This is a genomic window from Pseudomonas japonica (genome assembly GCF_900188455.1).
Classification (GTDB): Bacteria; Pseudomonadota; Gammaproteobacteria; order Pseudomonadales; family Pseudomonadaceae; genus Aquipseudomonas; species Aquipseudomonas japonica.
Genome location: NZ_FZOL01000021.1, coordinates 19,090 through 36,250, shown reverse-complemented (window position 1 = coordinate 36,250; position 17,161 = coordinate 19,090). Strand labels below are relative to the sequence as shown.

Sequence of the window (17,161 nt, the reverse complement as noted above, 5' to 3'; positions counted from 1 at the left end):
CACTTTATCGTGCGAACCCTTTCTTGTGGGCCCCGGGCATGAGCGACGAAGCACAGCGCTGGAAAGAGAAATACCTCAAGAGCATCGAACAGCAGGAAAAGCTGGAACGCCGTTGGGAGGCTCGCCTCGACCTGCTGCGTCGTGGTCTCGTGCGCAGCACCCTGGCCGCCGAAGGCAGCGACCGGGTGGTCGACGAGTGCATGAAGGAAATGCGCGACGTCATCCGCACCGACAACATGGACGCCGCGCTTGCCGGCCTGATCCCCCGTCTGGAAAAGGCCGTGCTCGATTCCGAGCAGCGCCGTGCGACCCGGGTATCCCAGGTGTCCACCGCGCTTGCCTCGCTGGTCAACCAGCTGCAGGTGCTGTCGCTGCCCAGCGAAGTACGGCGGCCGCTGAAGAAGCTCGGCAAGCAGGTCGAAGCCCGCGCCAGCCAGTCGCGGGAAGTCCCGCTGCTGTTGAGCGAACTGAGCAAGTTGCAGGCGGAGGCGCTGGGTGCGCTGACCCATCCGGAAGAACACAACCGGCCTGGCTTCCTGCAACGTCTGTTCGGCGGGCGTGACGCCGTTGCCGAGCCGGTCGCGGAATACGCCGCGCAGGAACAGGCGCAGCCCATGGTCGTGCGCCAGGCCGAGGCGCTCGCCATCGCCGATGTCGATGAGCTGAGGCCGGCGCCTCACGCGGTCGATGTTCCCGAGTCGCGGTACGCGGGCCCGGCGCTGGTCGAAGCCGAGCCGATGGTGCTGATCGAGCCGGTGCGCGAGGAGCCCGCCGCGCTCGACGTCGCGCCGACCGTTGCCGAGCCTGAGCCCCAGGCCGAGCCGGCTCCCGCTGCCGTCGATACCGATGACGCCGCCGCGGAACCCGACGAGCCCGAGCCCGAAGAGTCCGCTGAAGCGCAGATGACCCCGGAGGAACTGCTTTATTCCCTCCCGGACGGCACCGAACCGACCTACAGTTCGGTCGCTGCCCATATCGAGGACACCCTCCTCGGCCTGCTCGACGACCTCAGCCTGCCCGAGCGCCATCGACCCCAGGCGGAGTCGATGCGCGAACGCCTTGAGCACGGCCTGAACTGGTACGAGCTGCTGCCGGTGCTGGACGACCTGGCCGTGCTGATGCTGGCGATCACCGACAGCGGCCAGCACGAATTCGAAGCCTACCTGCAACAGCTCAACGAACGACTGGAGTCTTTCCAGAGCCATCTGCAGGAAGCCAGCGAAGGCCACGCCGACAACCAGTCCGCCGAACGCGACCTGAACAGCCAGTTGCGCGAGCAGGTCGACGGCCTGCACAGCAGCGTGCAGGGCGCGGCCGACCTGGACAGCCTCAAGCATGTGCTGGAGGGCCGTCTCGAAGGCCTGCTCGGCACCATGGACGAGCATCAGCAGCAGCGCGACCAGCGCGAGCAGGAGATGGCCACGCGCCTCAAGGGCCTGTCCGAGCGGGTCGCGCACATGGAGCAGGAAGCCCAGGGCTACCGCGAACACCTGGAAGAGCAACGGCAGAAAGCCCTGGTCGATCCGCTGACCGGCTTGCCCAACCGCGCGGCCTGGTCCGAGCGTCTGGACCTCGAGGTCGGCGACTGGCAGGAGAAAGGCGGTCATCTGCTGATGGCGATCCTCGATCTCGACCACTTCAAGCGCATCAATGACAGCTACGGCCACCTGGCCGGCGACAAGGTGCTGAAGATCGTCGCCAATGAATTGCGCAAGCGCCTGCGTGCGCGAGACTTCATCGCCCGTTTCGGCGGCGAGGAATTTGTCCTGCTGATCCCGCAGACGGCGCTTGCCGGTGGTCTACAGTTGGCGGAAAGCCTGCGCGCGGCGGTGGAAGCCTGCCCATTCCACTTCAAGGGCGAGCGGGTGACCATCACGCTATCGGTCGGCATCACCGCGTTCCGCTCCGGCGAGCGCAGCGATGCAGTCCTCAAACGCGCCGATGAGGCCCTGTACCGTGCCAAGCACCTGGGCCGCAACCGCGTCGAACAGGGCTGAGCGGCCTTTCCTGGGGTACGTTATGCTATTGCATTGCAGACTTTTCAGGCGTTGCCCCTTTTCCATGAAAGCGTTTTTCTCCCTTCTCCTGCTCGCGGTCCTGGCGGGTTGCAGCAGCGGCCCGCAATTGCGCGTGGACCGCAGCCATACCTCGGTCAACCAGGACAGCCGTATCCAGTTCGTCATCCTGCACTACACCAATGCCTCGCTGGAGCGCTCGCTGGCCTTGCTGACCCACGGCGAGGTCAGCAGCCACTACCTGATCGGTGACGATCGCGATGCCACCGTCTATCAACTGGTCGATGAAAACCGGCGTGCCTGGCATGCCGGCGACAGCCAGTGGGAGGGCCGCACCTGGCTCAACTCGACCTCGATCGGTATCGAAATCGTCAATCCCGGCTACACCGACACCCCCACCGGGCGGGTCTGGCATCCCTACAGCGAGGCGCAGGTGCAGTCGCTGATCCTGCTGCTCAAGGACATCGCCCAGCGCAACGCCATCCAGCCGCGGCACATCATCGGCCACAGCGATATCGCTCCGCTGCGCAAGCTCGACCCGGGCCCGATGTTCCCGTGGAAGCGCCTGGCCGACGAAGGCCTGGGCATCTGGCCGGATGCGCGGGCGGTGGCGCAGCAGCAGGCGCGCTTTGCGGTGAATCCGCCGAGCATCACCTGGTACCAGCAACAACTGGCGCGTTTCGGTTATGCCATCGAGCAGACCGGGGTGTACGACGTGGCTACCCGGCATGTCATCGCCGCTTTCCAGATGCGTTTCCGCCCGCAGCGCTTCGATGGGCAACCCGATGCCCAGACCGCGGCGATGCTGCAGGTGTTGAACACCGCGCGCTGATTACCGTCAAAACCCCGCCAAACGGGCAGGCTGACTTCGCATACTGTTGCTATACCTTTGGTATTCAACGGGATATTTCCGATGTCACCTGCCCAGCTGCTGCGCGGCCTGTTATATCGACCCTGGCTCCTGGCAACGCTGGCAGCCTCGGCGAGCGCCATTTTGCTGTTGTTAGGCAGTCTGGGCGTGGCCATGCACCAATTGCAGGTCAATGAAAGCGAGCAGATGAACGCCCGGGGCGAGCGTTTCCTGGAGCGTCTGGAGCAGATCTTCGGTCAGTTGCGCCAGGGCGTCGACCAGCTCCAGGCGCAGCCGACCCGCGGGTGCAGCTCCGAAATGCTCTCCGCCCTGCAACAGGTCGCGTTCAACCACCGCTTCGTCTACGAGGCGGCGTACCTGGACGATCACCAGATCTGTTCCAACCGCCTCGACGACCGCACCTTCGAATCCCTCCCGCCCCCGGATATCCAGGGCCCCACCTACAGCTACTGGCTGAACACCAGCACCGAGCCGGATGACAACCGCGCGGCCCTGATCCTTGGGCGCGGCCCCTTTCGCGTGTCCACCTCGCGTGGGCACCTGACCGATGTGGTCGACCTGCCCGCCGGCGGCAGTCTGCTGGTGGTCCTCGACCGCGGTCGGCGTGCGGTACCAGTACTGGGCGCGGTGCAACCCTGGCCGCCCGAGGGGGGCGCCTGGCCCCCGGTGTCGAGCGATGCGCTGATCGAGCTGCCCGATCGCCTGCTCTATCGCATGCCGACCCGCTCCCCCGACTACCAGCTGGTCCTGATCGCTCCGCGCAGCATCCAGCCGCTGAAGCTCAGTGGCGCGCTCTGGCTGCTGTTTCCCGGCAGCCTGCTGCTGGCCTGGTGCATTGGCTGGGCGGTGCTGCAACTGGTGCAACAGAGTCGTTCGATGAGCTCGGAGCTGCAGGGCGCGCTGCGGCGAGGTGAACTGCAGGTGCTGTATCAACCGATCTTCGAGCTGAACAGCCGCCGCTGCGTCGGTGCCGAAGCCCTGGTGCGCTGGCGTCGTCCGGATGGCACCCTGACCAGCCCCGAGCTGTTCATTCCGCTGGCGGAGAACACCGGGCAGATTCGCCAGATCACCGATTTCGTCCTGCAGCGCGTCTTCGACCAGCTGGGGCAGTTGCTGCGGGCCAATCCGCAGCTGTACATCTCGGTCAACCTCGCCGCCTGCGACGTGATGGTGCCGCGCATCGGCCGGGTCGCCGCGCGCCTGCTGGCGGCCCACCATGTCGCGGCCAGCCAGATCGCCTTCGAAGTGACCGAGCGCGGGCTGATCGACGTGGTGGTCGCCCGCGACAACCTGCAGGCCCTGCGCGCGGTGGGGCACCAGGTGCTGATCGACGACTTCGGCACCGGCTATTGCAGCCTCGCCTATCTGCAGACCCTGCCGGTGGATTGCCTGAAGATCGACAAGGCCTTCATCGATGCCCTTGGCCACGACGCCGCCAGCAGCGGCGTGGCCCCGCACATCATCCGCATGGCCCATGCCCTGCAGTTGCGGGTGATCGCCGAGGGCATCGAGTACGAAGACCAGGCCCTGCTGCTCAACAGCGAAGGGGTGAATTACGGCCAGGGCTGGCTGTTCGCCCACCCGCTGAATGCGCGGCAGTTCGTCGAGCTGATTACCCGGGGACGACGACGTGGGCCGCGGCGAATCGACGACGAGGCCTGATCAGACCGGCAGCGTCATGTAGAACTGGGTGCCGTGTTCCGGTCGTGAATAGACGCCCATGCGCCCGCCGTGCAACTGCACGATCTCCTTGCACAGGGCCAGGCCCAGCCCCGCCCCGCCTTTCTTGCGACCGACCTGGACGAAGGGTTCGAAGATTCGTCCTTGCTGGCTGTAGGCGATGCCTTCGCCGCTGTCCTCGACACTGATGATCACCCGCTCGCCATGCCGGCGCGCTTGCAGGCGAATGCGCCCGCCGCTGCCGGTATGGCGGATGGCATTGTCCAGCAGGTTGTCCAGGACCCGGTCGAGCTGGGTGATATCGGCCTGGATCCTTGGCAGCGGCGTACCCAGTTCCAACTGTAGGTCGATCTGCCTGGCCGCGGCGGCCTCGGCATGGCGGGTACGGGCGCGCTCAAGCAACTCGTCGAGCGCGCAGACGCTGCGCTCCAGTTTCTGCTGGCCGCTCTGGTAGCGAGAGAAGTTCAGCAGGTCGTTGATCAACTGGGTCAGGCGCTGCATTTCCTCGCCGATGGTGTCGAGCAGATCGCCCTCGCGGGATTGCTCGGGAAACCTGACCCGTTCGCGCAGCAGGCCGAACGCCATGTGCATACCGGTCACCGGTGTGCGCAACTCGTGCGAGGCACGCAGGACGAACTCGCTGCGCACCCGTTCGAAGGCGCGCTGTTCGGTGACATCGTGGAGCACCATCACCGCGCCGAGGATCTGCCCGTCCGGGTGGCACACCGGGGTCAGGCTGTAGGTAAGGACGCGGGTTTCCTTGTCGATTTCCAGGTGCAGGTCTTCCGGCACCCGCTCCAGGCTGCCGCCACGCAGGACCAGGTGCAGTTGCTGGTCCAGCTCGGGACGTTGCAGGGCTTCGCCGAGGCGGCTGCCCGCGCGCGAATCGTCCCAGCCCAACTGGCGTTGGGCCACCGGGTTGAGGTGCTCCAGGCGGCCCTGGCGGTCGATGATCAGCAGGCCGTCATCGATGCTGTCGAGCACCGCCTGCAGGCGTTGCTGGCCGGCCAGCAGTTCGTCGACATTGGTTGCCTGGTGCGCGCGCAGGGCCTCGGCCATCAGGCTGAAGCGCTTGCTCAGCTGGTTGATTTCCAGTGCCGAAGTCACCGGCAGGGTCACATCGAAATTGCCCAGGCCGACCTGGTCGGCGGCGCTGGCCAACGCCTCGATCGGCTGACCGAAGCGCCGGGCGATGCCGTGGGCGGTGAGAAAACCCAGGGCCAGCACGGCGAAACCGATTAGTCCGAGCGCGCCGGACATCAGCACCGCGCGATCGCGGGACACCTTCTCGGCGCCGCGGATCTGCTCCACGGCTTGCTTGTGCGCGCCGATCAGGGTCGCGCGCAGGGCGCTGAACGCCTGGCCCAAGGGGGCGTCGACACTCAGGCTGCGCGCTGGCGCAGCACTTTCGCGCAGTCTCGCGAGAAAGTTCTGGAATTCGGTGTTGGCGCGGGAAAAGTCCTTGCTGCCCTCGACCTGCTCCTCATGCCGCAGACCTTCGTCGAGCAGTTGCTGGAACTGCTCCTGCAGGCCGGCGAGGGCCCGCGGGTCGGCGCTGTCGTCGAGGATCTGGGTCAGTTGCTCGCTGAGGTTCTGCCGCAGCTTCAGGCCCATGTCGAGCACGAAGGCATTGTTGCGGATCAGCGCCTGCTGCGAGCTGGCCATCTGCTGCACGCTGACCAGACTGAGCAGCAGGCCGAGCAAGGCCACGCTCATCAGTGCGGAAATACTGAGGAAAAGCCGCGTGCGCAGCTTCATCGCCCACTTCATAGGTTGTACTGCTTGCGCTTGCGGTACAGGGTCGAGGCATCGATGCCGAGGGTCTTGGCGGCCTGGTCGAGGGTGTCGCTGGTCGCCAGTACCGCGCCGATGTGCGCGCGTTCCAGTTCGTCCAGGCTCAGCGCGGCGCCGATGCGCGGGGCATTGCTGGTGGGTTGCTCGGCCATGCCCAGGTGGCTGATTTCCACCTTTTCCTGGGGACAGATGATGCTGGCCCGCTCGATCACGTTGCGCAGCTCGCGGATGTTGCCCGGCCAGCGATAGTTGAGCAGGGCCGCGCGGGCTTCGTCGCTGAAGGCCCGGGCCGGTCGCGAGTACTCCTTGACGAAGCGGGCGAGGAAGCGCTCGGCCAGGGTCAGGATGTCCTCGCTGCGTTCACGCAGCGGTGGCAGGTGCAGGGTGATGACATTGAGGCGGTACAGCAGGTCTTCGCGGAAGCGGCCATCGCGGACCATGTCTTCCAGGTTCAGGTTGGTGGCGGCGAGGATGCGCACATCGGCGCGACGGGTCACCGGATCGCCGACCCGTTCGTATTCCTTGTCCTGGATGAAGCGCAGCAGCTTGGGTTGCAGGGTCAGCGGGAAGTCGCCGATCTCGTCGAGGAACAGGGTGCCGCCGTCGGCCTGGTTGACCCGGCCCAGGGTGCTCTCGCTGGCGCCGGTGAAGGCGCCCCGGCTATGGCCGAACAGCTCGCTTTCCATCAGTTCCGCGGTCAGCGACGGGCAGTTGATGGTGACGCAGGCCTTGCGCGCACGCTTGCTCCAGCCATGGATGGCACGGGCCAGCTCGCCTTTGCCGGTGCCGGATTCGCCGAGGATAAGAATGTTGGCGTCGGTGGTCGCCACCTGCCGGGCGGTTTCCAGCACCACCATCATTGCCGGGCTGTGGGAGTCCAGGCCGTCCTTGGGCTTGCGCACCTCGCCTTCCAGCGCCTCCAGGCGCGCGGACAACTGGCGCACCTCCAGTTGCTTGGCCGTGGCCAGGCGCAACTGGTCGGGACTGCACGGTTTGACCAGGTAATCGGCGGCACCCGCCTGGATCGCATCCACGGCGGTGTCCACGGCGGAGTGGGCGGTGACGATCACCACGCGCATCCACGGGGCCTGGATGCGCATCTGCGCCAGCACGTCGAGACCGTTGTCCTCACCCAGGCGCAGATCGAGGAAGCACAGGTCGAAGACCTGGCGCTGCAGCAGCGTCTCGGCCTGCGCGGCGCTGTTGGCCGTGGCAACGGTGTAGCCCTCGTCCTCCAGGCAATAACGGAAGGTCCGCAAGATCGCGGACTCGTCGTCCACCAACAGAATGCGGCCTTGAGGGTCCGGGGCTGACTCCATTTTCCTGCGCTCCTTGGGAATTATCTTGGTTAGTGTCGGAAAAATCGGGCAAGTTGCATGGTCGATTCTGATTCATTCCTTTCCATGCATGCTAGCTCGCGGTTTCCCGCCGTCCGTCGGTGGTCTGGCCGCGCGAAACACCTCGTCCATCATGCAAAACGCACGACCGCGCAAGGCGGCATCGTGCAGGATGCGCTTCGGCTGTTTTCAGGACTTATTCTAAGTATCTGATTTTTAAAGATTAATTAGATTTCAAAAGGCTGGCATGCAGGCTGCAATGACCCTTCCAGGTCATAACAAGATGCAGCAAGAGGAGCCCGGCACATGAAACGTCCCTCCGCCGCCCTGGTGCTTATATCGCCACACCATTTGCGTCAGGCGCTGTTCCTGCTCCTGGCGCTGCTGTTGACCCTGGTCGCCGGGCAGTTGCATCACGCCTGGCAGGCAAGACAGGTCGACAGCCAGCTCGCTGTCCAGGTCGTGCGCATTCATGAAAGCCGCGCGCTCCCCTTGCAAACCACCCCCGTCATGGGTTCCCGGGCACTTCCGGCCGCCAGCGTCGATACCACGGCGCCGCGTGAGCGCTGGGTGTTCTGAGCCGCGGATGAGCAGGACCTTTTCCAAAACAGAAGGAGAATCACCATGTTGAGTTGGGCCATCACCTTCCTGATTATCGCCATTGTCGCCGCCGTGCTGGGCTTCGGTGGTATCGCCGGCGCCGCTACCGGTATCGCGAAGATCCTCTTCATCATCTTCCTGGTGCTGTTCGTGGCTTCCTTCTTCTTTGGTCGTCGCGGTCGAGGCTGAGTCAATGAAAGGCGTGATACGAAACGCCCTGGCCGTCGCCCTGTTGCTGGGCGGCGGATCGGTGGCAATGGCGGCCAATGACGGCCAGGTCCGGGCCAGCGAACTGCTCGGCTCGGACCCCGAATATCGGCAAACCTGGCAGGACGTGGTCAGGAAAGAGGAACGCTTGCCGGATTGGGTGATCAATCTGAGCGGGGTTTCCGAGCACCAGATGTCCGCGGTCGAGGAAGACGGCGACAAGTATCTGGTGGGGCCGGTCTGCGAAAGCGCCGGCAAGTGCCTGAGCAAGCGTCTGATCGTGGCCTTCAGGTGGGACAAGGACAAGGCCTACGGCATGTTGGTGGAGGTACCGGAAGGACTGCCCGCCGACAAGTCACCGACCCGCCACGCCGACTATCGCTGGCTGGGCAAACCCGACGAGGGCATGCAGGCCATGCTCAGGGAGCAGCTCAAACGTGATCCGAACTGGTACTGAGGCGCCGCCGGGCGCATCGGTGCTTCAGAGGAAGCTGAACCTTTCTCCCTTTCAGCTTTCCATGCTGCGCTCACCCGAGGAGGGTGGGCGCATGACCAAGGGGCCGGGCCGCTCTGATTGTTGCAGGATCGCAGGGGCCTAGGGGTACATGGAGTGCCTCCGCCGAGGGCCGGGTCAGGCAGGCAAGGCCGGGAACGAGTCCGTCAGGGTGCCCTGCAGGCGGGGTACCCTGGGCGGACTGTCCCGGCAGCATCCCTCCGCATTTTCGGCGCTGACCTTTGCGATAGATGGCAAATCGGTCACCCGCTCGTCTGTCCGGGAAAATTTTTTTCTGATTTTTCCTACCGTCATCAGATCCTTTTCACCCATTCGGATTGTCGAACACTGACACTTCCTGTTGACGGAATGCCGTGTGAATCTGCCGAAATATGGCGGATCGGTCCTATTCGGAATTCCGAACAGCGCGTTGCCAACCCCCTGAGACGCGGGTTTTTTCACAAAAAGATCATGCCGATTCGGCATAGGTCACTCGTTTACGGCATTAGACTGAGCCCCTTCCCGCCTGAATAGTTGCGCCTTTTTTCGCCAGCCAGCGTTCGTTTCCGTTCGCTCGCGACGACCTTCTGCGGTGTCCTTGACTGTTGCCGAAGAAGTTTCCTGATTGGCCTATAGCCGCTCTGGAACGCTGGTTACAGCGCAATGCCCGTGTCCACTTGAAGAAAAAGGTAATGACATGAAGAAGGCAAAACTAAGCCTCGCCTGGCAGATCCTCATCGGTCTTGTCCTGGGTATCGCCATCGGTGCCCTGCTGAATCACTTCAGTGCGGAAAAGGCATGGTGGATCAGCAACGTGCTGCAGCCTGCCGGTGACATCTTCATTCGCCTGATCAAGATGATCGTCATCCCGATCGTGATTTCCTCGCTGATCGTGGGTATCGCCGGGGTTGGCGATGCGAAGAAACTTGGCAGTATCGGCCTCAAGACCATCATCTACTTCGAGATCGTCACCACCATCGCGATCGTCGTCGGTCTGCTCCTGGCCAACCTCTTCCACCCGGGCGCCGGCATCGACATGAGCACCCTGGGCACCGTGGACATCTCCAAGTACCAGGCCACCGCGGCCGAGGTTCAGCACGAGCATGCGTTCATCGAGACCATTCTCAACCTGATCCCGTCGAACATCTTCGCGGCGCTGATGCGCGGTGAAATGCTGCCGATCATCTTCTTCTCGGTCATGTTCGGCCTGGGCCTGTCGAGCCTCAACGCGGAAATCCGCGACCCGCTGGTGAAGACCTTCCAGGGCGTTTCCGAAGCCATGTTCAAGGTCACCCACATGATCATGAACTACGCCCCGATCGGTGTATTCGCCCTGATCGCCGTGACCGTCGCCAACTTCGGCTTCGCCTCGCTGCTGCCGCTGGCCAAGCTGGTGCTGCTGGTGTACTTCGCCATCGCCTTCTTCGCCTTCATGGTGCTGGGCCTGATAGCGCGCCTGTTCGGCTTCTCGATCATCAAGCTGATGCGCATCTTCAAGGACGAACTGGTCCTGGCCTACTCCACCGCCAGTTCGGAAACCGTGCTGCCGCGAGTCATCGAGAAGATGGAAGCCTACGGCGCGCCGAAAGCCATCTGCAGCTTCGTGGTACCGACCGGCTACTCGTTCAACCTCGACGGTTCGACCCTGTACCAGAGCATCGCGGCGATCTTCATCGCCCAGCTGTATGGCATCGATCTGTCGATCAGCCAGCAACTGCTGCTGGTCCTGACCCTGATGGTCACCTCCAAGGGCATCGCCGGCGTGCCGGGCGTTTCCTTCGTGGTCCTGCTGGCGACCCTGGGCAGCGTGGGTATTCCGCTGGAAGGCCTGGCCTTCATCGCCGGTGTGGACCGCATCATGGACATGGCGCGTACCGCCCTGAACGTGATCGGCAACGCCCTGGCCGTACTGGTCATCGCGCGCTGGGAAGGCATGTACGACGCCGAGAAAGGCCAGAAGTACTGGAACTCGCTGCCGCACTGGCGCAGCAAGGAAGCGGCGCCGGCTGGCAAGACCGTCAATTCCTGAGCCCTGCCTGACCTGAACAAAGCCCCGACTCGTCGGGGCTTTTTTATTGGCTTCGCACGACACTCCCCTGGTAGGAGCGTGGCTTGCCCGCGAAGGACCGCGTCAGCGGTCCCCGACAGCAACGCCATTGGGGACCGTTCCACGGTCCTTCGCGGGCAAGCCTCGCTCCTACAGTCGCCGCGCGCCTGCACGGACTTCTGCGCATGGCTTCCGCTATCATTCAGCCCATCTTCAAGGGGACATTCGAATGCTCAACGGCCTTTGGCTCGGTTTTTTCGTGGTGGCGGCCATTTCCGCCCTGGCGCAGTGGCTGGCAGGGGGTAACGCGGGAATCTTTGCGGCGATGGTGGAAAGCATCTTCGCCATGGCCAAGCTCTCGGTCGAGGTGATGGTGCTGCTGTTCGGCACCCTGACCCTGTGGCTGGGCTTCCTCAAGATCGCCGAGCAGGCCGGTATCGTCGAGTGGCTGGCCAAGGTCCTCGGCCCGCTGTTCCGCCGCCTGATGCCGGAAGTCCCGCCCGGGCACCCGGCCCTCGGCCTGATCACCCTGAACTTCGCCGCCAACGGCCTGGGCCTGGACAACGCCGCCACGCCCATCGGCCTCAAGGCGATGCGTGCGTTGCAGGAGCTGAACCCCAGCCCGACCACCGCGAGCAACGCGCAGATCCTCTTCCTGGTGCTCAACGCCTCGTCCCTGACCCTGCTGCCGGTGACCATCTTCATGTACCGCGCCCAGCAAGGCGCCATGGACCCGACCCTGGTATTCCTGCCGATCCTGCTCGCCACTAGTTGCTCGACCCTGGTTGGCCTGCTCTCGGTGGCCATCGTCCAGCGCCTGCGCCTGTGGGACCCGGTGGTGCTGGCCTACCTGGTGCCGGGCGCGCTGCTGCTCGGCGGGTTCATGGCGCTGCTGGCGAGCATGTCGGCCGCCGCCCTGGCCAGCCTGTCGTCGATCCTCGGCAACCTCACCCTGTTCGGCCTGATCATGCTGTTCCTGCTGATCGGTGCACTGAAGAAGGTCAAGGTGTACGAAACCTTCGTCGAAGGCGCCAAGGAAGGTTTCGACGTGGCGAAGAACCTGCTGCCCTACCTGGTGGCGATGCTCTGTGCGGTTGGCGTATTGCGTGCCTCCGGGGCGCTGGAGTTCGGCCTCGACGGCATCCGTCATACGGTGGAATGGCTGGGCTGGGACACCCGCTTCGTCGACGCCCTGCCCACCGCGCTGGTCAAGCCGTTCTCCGGCAGCGCGGCGCGCGCCATGCTGATCGAGACCATGCAGACCCACGGGGTCGACAGCTTCCCGGCGCTGGTGGCGGCCACGGTGCAGGGCAGTACCGAGACCACTTTCTACGTGCTGGCGGTGTACTTCGGTGCGGTCGGCATCCAGCGCACCCGCCACGCCGTGGGTTGTGCCCTGCTCGCCGAGCTGGCCGGGGTGCTCGGCGCCATCGGCGTGTGCTACTGGTTCTTCGCCTGATTGCCTGACGCCCGCTGGTACTGCTCGCCCTGTTTCAGGGTCCAGTCCAGCAGTTGCGCGCTCAGCCGGTCGGTGGCCTGACCCAGCCCGGCGACCACCGCCGGTACGTGCTTGTCGGGCTGCGGCTGGCGTACCTCGAAGATGCGGCTGGCGATCATGCGCTGGCTGCGTCCGTCCACCAGACGCGCATCGAGACGCACGACCACGTCGATGCCCGCGGCCGTGTATTCGCTCTGGAATGCCTGCAGCTCGCCCACCAGTTCGAAATCCGATTGCAGATTGCTGTCGTCGGCGCTCAGGCGCGGCACCCGTCCGTCGCGCTGGAAGGCATCGAGGATGCGGTTGCGCAGCAGCGCCGGGGCCGGATCGGTCCAGCGCGCGCCCTTGTAGCTGCTGAGCACGTTGCCTTGCGGCACCACGGCGATACGCGGCACGTTCAGCGCGTCGCTGGTCAGCGGTTTGTTGATCCGCAGCGACCAGCTCACCGGCGCCGCGCCGGACGGCGTCACGGCCGCGGCCGGCAGGCGGTAGACATCGGCGTTCTCCGCTTTCGGCAGGATCGAGCAGGCGCTGCTCAAGCTGATCAACAGGGCCAGGGACAAGCGGCTGGCGAGGCTCATGGCTCGAACTCCTTGCTTTGGTCACGGCCGAGCAGGTAGCCGCTGGGGTTGGCCTCAAGGCGGCGGGAGATGGCCTTGAGCGAATTGAGGGTGTCGCGCAGTTCGCGCAACGCCGGGGACAGGTCGCGGAAACCCTGGGCGCCGCTGTCGAGGGCTTCGCGATTGCTTTCCAGCAGGCTGTTGAGGGTCGTGGTTGTCTGCGCCAGGGATTTCATGGCCTGGTCGGCGCTCTGCGCAATATCCGTCCCATGGTTGCCGAGCAGCTGGTTGGCGTTGCGCATCAGCTCGCCAGTCTGTTGCAGCGCGATGCCAGCCTGCTGGCCGAGGGTCGACAGCTGCTTGATCGCTTGGCTGATGTCGTCGCGCTGGGCGGCGACGGCGCCGGTGGTCTGCTCCAGGTTGGCCAGGGTGGCGCTGAGGCGCTCGGTGTTCTCCGGGGAGAACAGGCGGTTGGCGTTGTGCAGCAGCAGGTTGATGTTGGTCACCAGGTCGCTGCTGTCGGTGAGCAGGCGCGAGATCGGCGATGGCGTGGCGACGATGATCGGCAGCTTGCCGCTCTTGCCCACCAGCGGCGGGCTGTCCGGGGTGCCGCCGCTGAGCTGGATCAGCGAGGTGCCGGTGACCCCGGTGAGGGTCAGCTTGGCCTGGGTGTCCTGCTTGACCGGGGTGTCGGCGTTGAGGCGGACATGTGCCAGCACCCGGCGCGGGTCATTGGGGTCGAGGCGCAGGCTCATCACGTCGCCCACCTTGATCCCGCTGTACTGCACGGCACTGCCGCGGGACAGGCCGGTCACTGCCTCGTTGAACACCACCTCGTAGTCCTTGAACGTCGCGTCGACGCTGGACTTGGCCAGCCACAGGCCGAAGAGCATGGCGCCGGCCACCACCAGCACGGTGACCATCCCGATCAGTACATGATGCGCGCGGGTTTCCATCTCACTTCTCCTTCAGCGCTGTCGCGGCCGTGTAGGCCGCACGGCCACGCGGGCCATGGAAATACTCGTGAATCCACGGGTCATCGGTCGCCGCCACGGTGTCGATCGGCGCGGCCACCAGCACTTTCTTCTGCGCCAGCACGGCGATCCGGTCGCTGATGGTGTAGAGGGTGTCCAGGTCGTGGGTGATGAGGAACACGCTCAGACCCAGGGCATCGCGCAGGGTCAGGATCAACTGGTCGAAGGCCGCGGCGCCGATCGGGTCGAGGCCGGCGGTGGGTTCGTCGAGGAACAGGATGTCCGGGTCCAGGGCCAGGGCTCGGGCCAGGGCGGCGCGCTTGATCATGCCGCCGGACAGCGAGGCGGGAAACTTGTCCGCCGCCGACTGCGGCAGGCCGGCCAGGGCCAGCTTGACCCCGGCCAGGTGCTCGGCGTCGTCGCGGCTCAGGCCTGCGTGTTCGATCAGCGGCAAGGCGACGTTCTCGGTCACGGTCAGCGAAGAGAACAGCGCGCCCTTCTGGAACAGCACGCCGAAACGCCGTTCGATCAACGAGCGCTGCTGCGCATCGGCGCTGGACAGGTCTTCGCCGAACACCCGCACCTGGCCTTCGTTGGGCCGGCGCAGACCGACGATGCTGCGCAGCAGCACCGACTTGCCGCTGCCGGAGCCGCCGACCACGGAGAGGATCTCGCCACGGTACAGGTCGAGGTCGAGGTTCTCGTGCACGCTCTGCGCGCCGAAGCGGTTGCACAGGCCACGGACCTCGATGACCTTTTCCCGGGAATCGTCGCTCACCAGCCCATCTCCATGAAGAACAGCGCGGCCACGGCGTCGAGCATGATCACCACGAAAATCGACTGGACCACCGCCGAGGTCGTGTGGGCGCCGACCGACTCGGCGCTGCCGCTGACCTTGAAACCTTCCAGGCAGCCGATGGCGGCGATCAGGAAGGCGAAGAACGGTGCCTTGAGCAGGCCGACGAGGAAGTGCTGTACGCCGATATCGCTTTCCAGCAGCGAGAGGAACATGGCCGGCGAGATGTCCAGCGACAGCGCGCAGACCACCCCACCGCCGACGATGCCGCAGAGCATGGCGAGGAAGGTCAGCAGCGGCAGGGCGATCAGCAGCGCCAGCACCCGCGGGATCACCAGCAGTTCCACCGGGTCGAGACCGAGGGTGCGGATCGCGTCGATCTCCTCGTTGGCCTTCATCGAGCCGATCTGCGCGGTGAAGGCGCTGGCGGTGCGACCGGCCATGAGGATGGCGGTGAGCAGCACGCCGAACTCGCGCAGGAAGGAGAACGCCACCAGGTCCACGGTGAAGATACTGGCGCCGAAGCTGGCCAGCACCGTGGCGCCGAGAAAGGCCACCACGGCGCCGACCAGGAAGGTCAGCAGGGCGACGATGGGCGCCGCGTCGAGACCGGTCTGTTCGATATGCGCGACCACCGAGGTGACCCGCCAGCGCCGGGGTTGCAGGGCGCGACGGGCCAGGGTGGCGATGATCAGGCCGATGAAGCCGAGCAGCTGGCGGCTGTCCTGGTACAGGGTGTCCACCGCCGCGCCGATACGCGCCAGCAGTTGGGTCAGCACCGGGATCTGGGCGTTGCGTGGCGGGATGCAGAACGCCTCGAGCGACCCCTGCACGTTGTGCAGCAGCTTGCGGCTGGCCGCCGGCAGCGGGCTATCGGCTTCCAGCTGGGCCAGGCGTTGCGGGCCGAGCAGTTCCACCAGCAGCGAGGCGCCGGCGGTGTCGAGCTTGCCGAGCTGGCTCAGGTCGACCGTGGTGTCCTGGTCGTATTGGCCGCCGAGGGCGGTGGCGCTGTGCTTGAGGCTGGCGTAGTTGGCCAGGGTCCAGTCACCGCTGAGCCGCAGGCAGCTCGGGCTGCTGCCGGTATCCAGGGTGACGCTGGCGGGGATGGCATTGCTGGTCATAGGCTCCAGGCATTCCTTCGGCACTTCGCTGCGCAGCCTCAGAGCATAGCGCCACTACGTGGCAGGTGCTTGACCGTCGTCTATGACACGGAAGCGCAGGACACCGATGACCTGGCCGTCCTCGGTCAGCACCCGCACCTGCCAGCGCCCCACCGGGTTGGCCGGGAACACCTGCTTGTGGGTCCAGGCGCGGTAACCCTCCTTGCGCCCGCCGTTGATGTCCAGGGCGATGCGGTCGACCTCTTTGCCGTTGAATTGCCAGACATGGTAGATCCGCTCGTTCAGCCCGCGCGGGGCCTTGATCGCGGTGTAGGCGTAGAGCCCGGCGCCGCGGATCTGGCTGGCGGAGACTTGCTTGAGGCTTGCTCCTGGCGTGCGGTTCTGCACCTCGGTGCTGATCGCCACCTCGGTCATCCACAGGGTCGCCGGTGGCACCCAGGAGCGCAGCAGCCAGCCGGCGCCGCCGACCGCCAGGGTCACCAGCACCAGGGCCACGCCGCGGCGCCAGTGACGGATCGGGAAGCTGCTGGCCAGGCTGGGGAAGGACAGCAGCATCGCCGTGCCGAGGGCCAGCTTGAAGCTTTGCGCGGTGGTCAGGTGGAGGATGATCGGCAGCGCGGTGAGCAGCGCCGCGAACAGGGTCAGGGTGTGCATGGCCATGAACAGCCAGCGCCGTGGCGCCACCCATTTGTAGTACAGCGGGTCGATGATCGACACCAGGCCGGCGGCCCCGAGCAGTCCGGTGAAGACCAGCTGGCCGCTGTTCCAGGTGGTGGTGACGAAGAAGAACGGCAGGGTGAAGAACAGGCTTTCCTGGTGGATCATTTGCGTCGCGTAGCGCAGCAGGGGCTGCGGGATCTCGCGCTTGAAGGTGCGGCTGAACAGTTCGGTGAAGGTGTTTTCCAGCATCAGCCAGACCCAGCTCACCAGCATCAGGATGGCCACCCAGCTGGCCAGGCTTTCCTGGCGGTCGACGAGGATGAAACTGCCGATACCGGAGATGAAGCCACCGAGCGCGATGACCCCGGGGTAGCGCTGGATCAGTTCGATGATGCGCTGGATGTAGATGGGCATTTGGGGAGTACATGAAGGGCTGAAAAATATGGTTACAAGGATACCGGGTTTTTGATCCTCAGACGTGCATCCCGTTGGGACCGCTACGCGGTCC

General features: G+C 65.1%; 15 protein-coding genes. 8 read left to right on the top strand and 7 right to left on the bottom strand.

Annotated elements, in window-relative coordinates; translation table 11 throughout:
• The first annotated feature begins 38 nt into the window (after positions 1 to 38).
• The 3 genes from CHB99_RS22295 (at position 39) to CHB99_RS22285 (ending at position 4,548) form a co-directional block, all read left to right on the top strand.
• On the top strand, positions 39 to 1,997 hold the full coding sequence (locus CHB99_RS22295) for a GGDEF domain-containing protein (RefSeq protein ID WP_042127656.1): 1,959 nt from the start codon (positions 39 to 41) through the stop codon (positions 1,995 to 1,997).
• 64 nt (positions 1,998 to 2,061) lie between these two features.
• The gene (locus CHB99_RS22290) at positions 2,062 to 2,847 is read left to right on the top strand and encodes an N-acetylmuramoyl-L-alanine amidase (RefSeq protein ID WP_042127658.1); all 786 of its coding nucleotides are present in this window, start codon (positions 2,062 to 2,064) and stop codon (positions 2,845 to 2,847) included.
• Between the two features lie 81 nt (positions 2,848 to 2,928).
• Positions 2,929 to 4,548 carry an EAL domain-containing protein gene (locus CHB99_RS22285; protein ID WP_042127660.1) on the top strand — a complete coding sequence of 540 codons (1,620 nt, stop codon included), beginning with the start codon at positions 2,929 to 2,931 and terminating at the stop codon, positions 4,546 to 4,548.
• Here the strand turns inward: CHB99_RS22285 and CHB99_RS22280 are convergent, their stop codons facing one another.
• Positions 4,549 to 6,336 (bottom strand): ATP-binding protein, encoded by a 1,788-nt coding sequence (locus CHB99_RS22280; protein ID WP_042127662.1) that lies wholly within the window; start codon positions 6,334 to 6,336, stop codon positions 4,549 to 4,551. It abuts the gene before it with no gap.
• On the bottom strand, positions 6,333 to 7,679 hold the full coding sequence (gene algB, locus CHB99_RS22275; protein WP_042127664.1) for a sigma-54-dependent response regulator transcription factor AlgB: 1,347 nt from the start codon (positions 7,677 to 7,679) through the stop codon (positions 6,333 to 6,335). The genes CHB99_RS22280 and algB overlap by 4 nt, the downstream gene beginning before the upstream one ends.
• Positions 7,680 to 8,003: 324 nt before the next feature.
• Between algB and CHB99_RS22270 the strand changes: the two genes are divergently transcribed.
• From CHB99_RS22270 to CHB99_RS22250, 5 genes are all read left to right on the top strand, one after another.
• Complete coding sequence (locus CHB99_RS22270; protein ID WP_042127666.1) at positions 8,004 to 8,276, top strand: hypothetical protein; 273 nt, start codon at positions 8,004 to 8,006, stop codon at positions 8,274 to 8,276.
• Between the two features lie 45 nt (positions 8,277 to 8,321).
• Positions 8,322 to 8,486 carry a DUF1328 domain-containing protein gene (locus CHB99_RS22265; protein WP_042127667.1) on the top strand — a complete coding sequence of 55 codons (165 nt, stop codon included), beginning with the start codon at positions 8,322 to 8,324 and terminating at the stop codon, positions 8,484 to 8,486.
• A 4-nt stretch (positions 8,487 to 8,490) separates the two neighbouring features.
• Complete coding sequence (locus CHB99_RS22260) at positions 8,491 to 8,961, top strand: inhibitor of vertebrate lysozyme family protein (protein ID WP_042127669.1); 471 nt, start codon at positions 8,491 to 8,493, stop codon at positions 8,959 to 8,961.
• A 733-nt stretch (positions 8,962 to 9,694) separates the two neighbouring features.
• Positions 9,695 to 11,026 (top strand): glutamate/aspartate:proton symporter GltP, encoded by a 1,332-nt coding sequence (gene gltP, locus CHB99_RS22255; protein WP_042127671.1) that lies wholly within the window; start codon positions 9,695 to 9,697, stop codon positions 11,024 to 11,026.
• Positions 11,027 to 11,273: 247 nt separating this feature from the next.
• Positions 11,274 to 12,503 (top strand): nucleoside recognition domain-containing protein, encoded by a 1,230-nt coding sequence (locus tag CHB99_RS22250; protein ID WP_042127674.1) that lies wholly within the window; start codon positions 11,274 to 11,276, stop codon positions 12,501 to 12,503.
• Here the strand turns inward: CHB99_RS22250 and CHB99_RS22245 are convergent.
• The 5 genes from CHB99_RS22245 to CHB99_RS22225 are packed head-to-tail and all read right to left on the bottom strand — an operon-like array spanning position 12,485 to position 17,067.
• Positions 12,485 to 13,123, bottom strand: coding sequence for an ABC-type transport auxiliary lipoprotein family protein (locus tag CHB99_RS22245; protein ID WP_042127676.1), 639 nt, complete (start codon positions 13,121 to 13,123; stop codon positions 12,485 to 12,487). The genes CHB99_RS22250 and CHB99_RS22245 overlap by 19 nt on opposite strands.
• Positions 13,120 to 14,058, bottom strand: coding sequence for an MlaD family protein (locus CHB99_RS22240; RefSeq protein WP_042127678.1), 939 nt, complete (start codon positions 14,056 to 14,058; stop codon positions 13,120 to 13,122). Before CHB99_RS22240 ends, CHB99_RS22245 begins: the two co-directional genes overlap by 4 nt.
• A 1-nt stretch (position 14,059) precedes the next feature.
• Positions 14,060 to 14,854, bottom strand: a complete 795-nt coding sequence (locus tag CHB99_RS22235; protein ID WP_042127680.1) for an ABC transporter ATP-binding protein — start codon at positions 14,852 to 14,854, stop codon at positions 14,060 to 14,062.
• Entirely contained in the window at positions 14,851 to 15,993 is a 1,143-nt protein-coding gene (locus CHB99_RS22230) for an ABC transporter permease (protein WP_042127681.1), read from the bottom strand. The genes CHB99_RS22235 and CHB99_RS22230 overlap by 4 nt, the downstream gene beginning before the upstream one ends.
• A gap of 54 nt (positions 15,994 to 16,047) precedes the next feature.
• Entirely contained in the window at positions 16,048 to 17,067 is a 1,020-nt protein-coding gene (locus CHB99_RS22225; RefSeq protein ID WP_042127683.1) for a DUF5924 family protein, read from the bottom strand.
• Positions 17,068 to 17,161 lie beyond the last annotated feature (94 nt).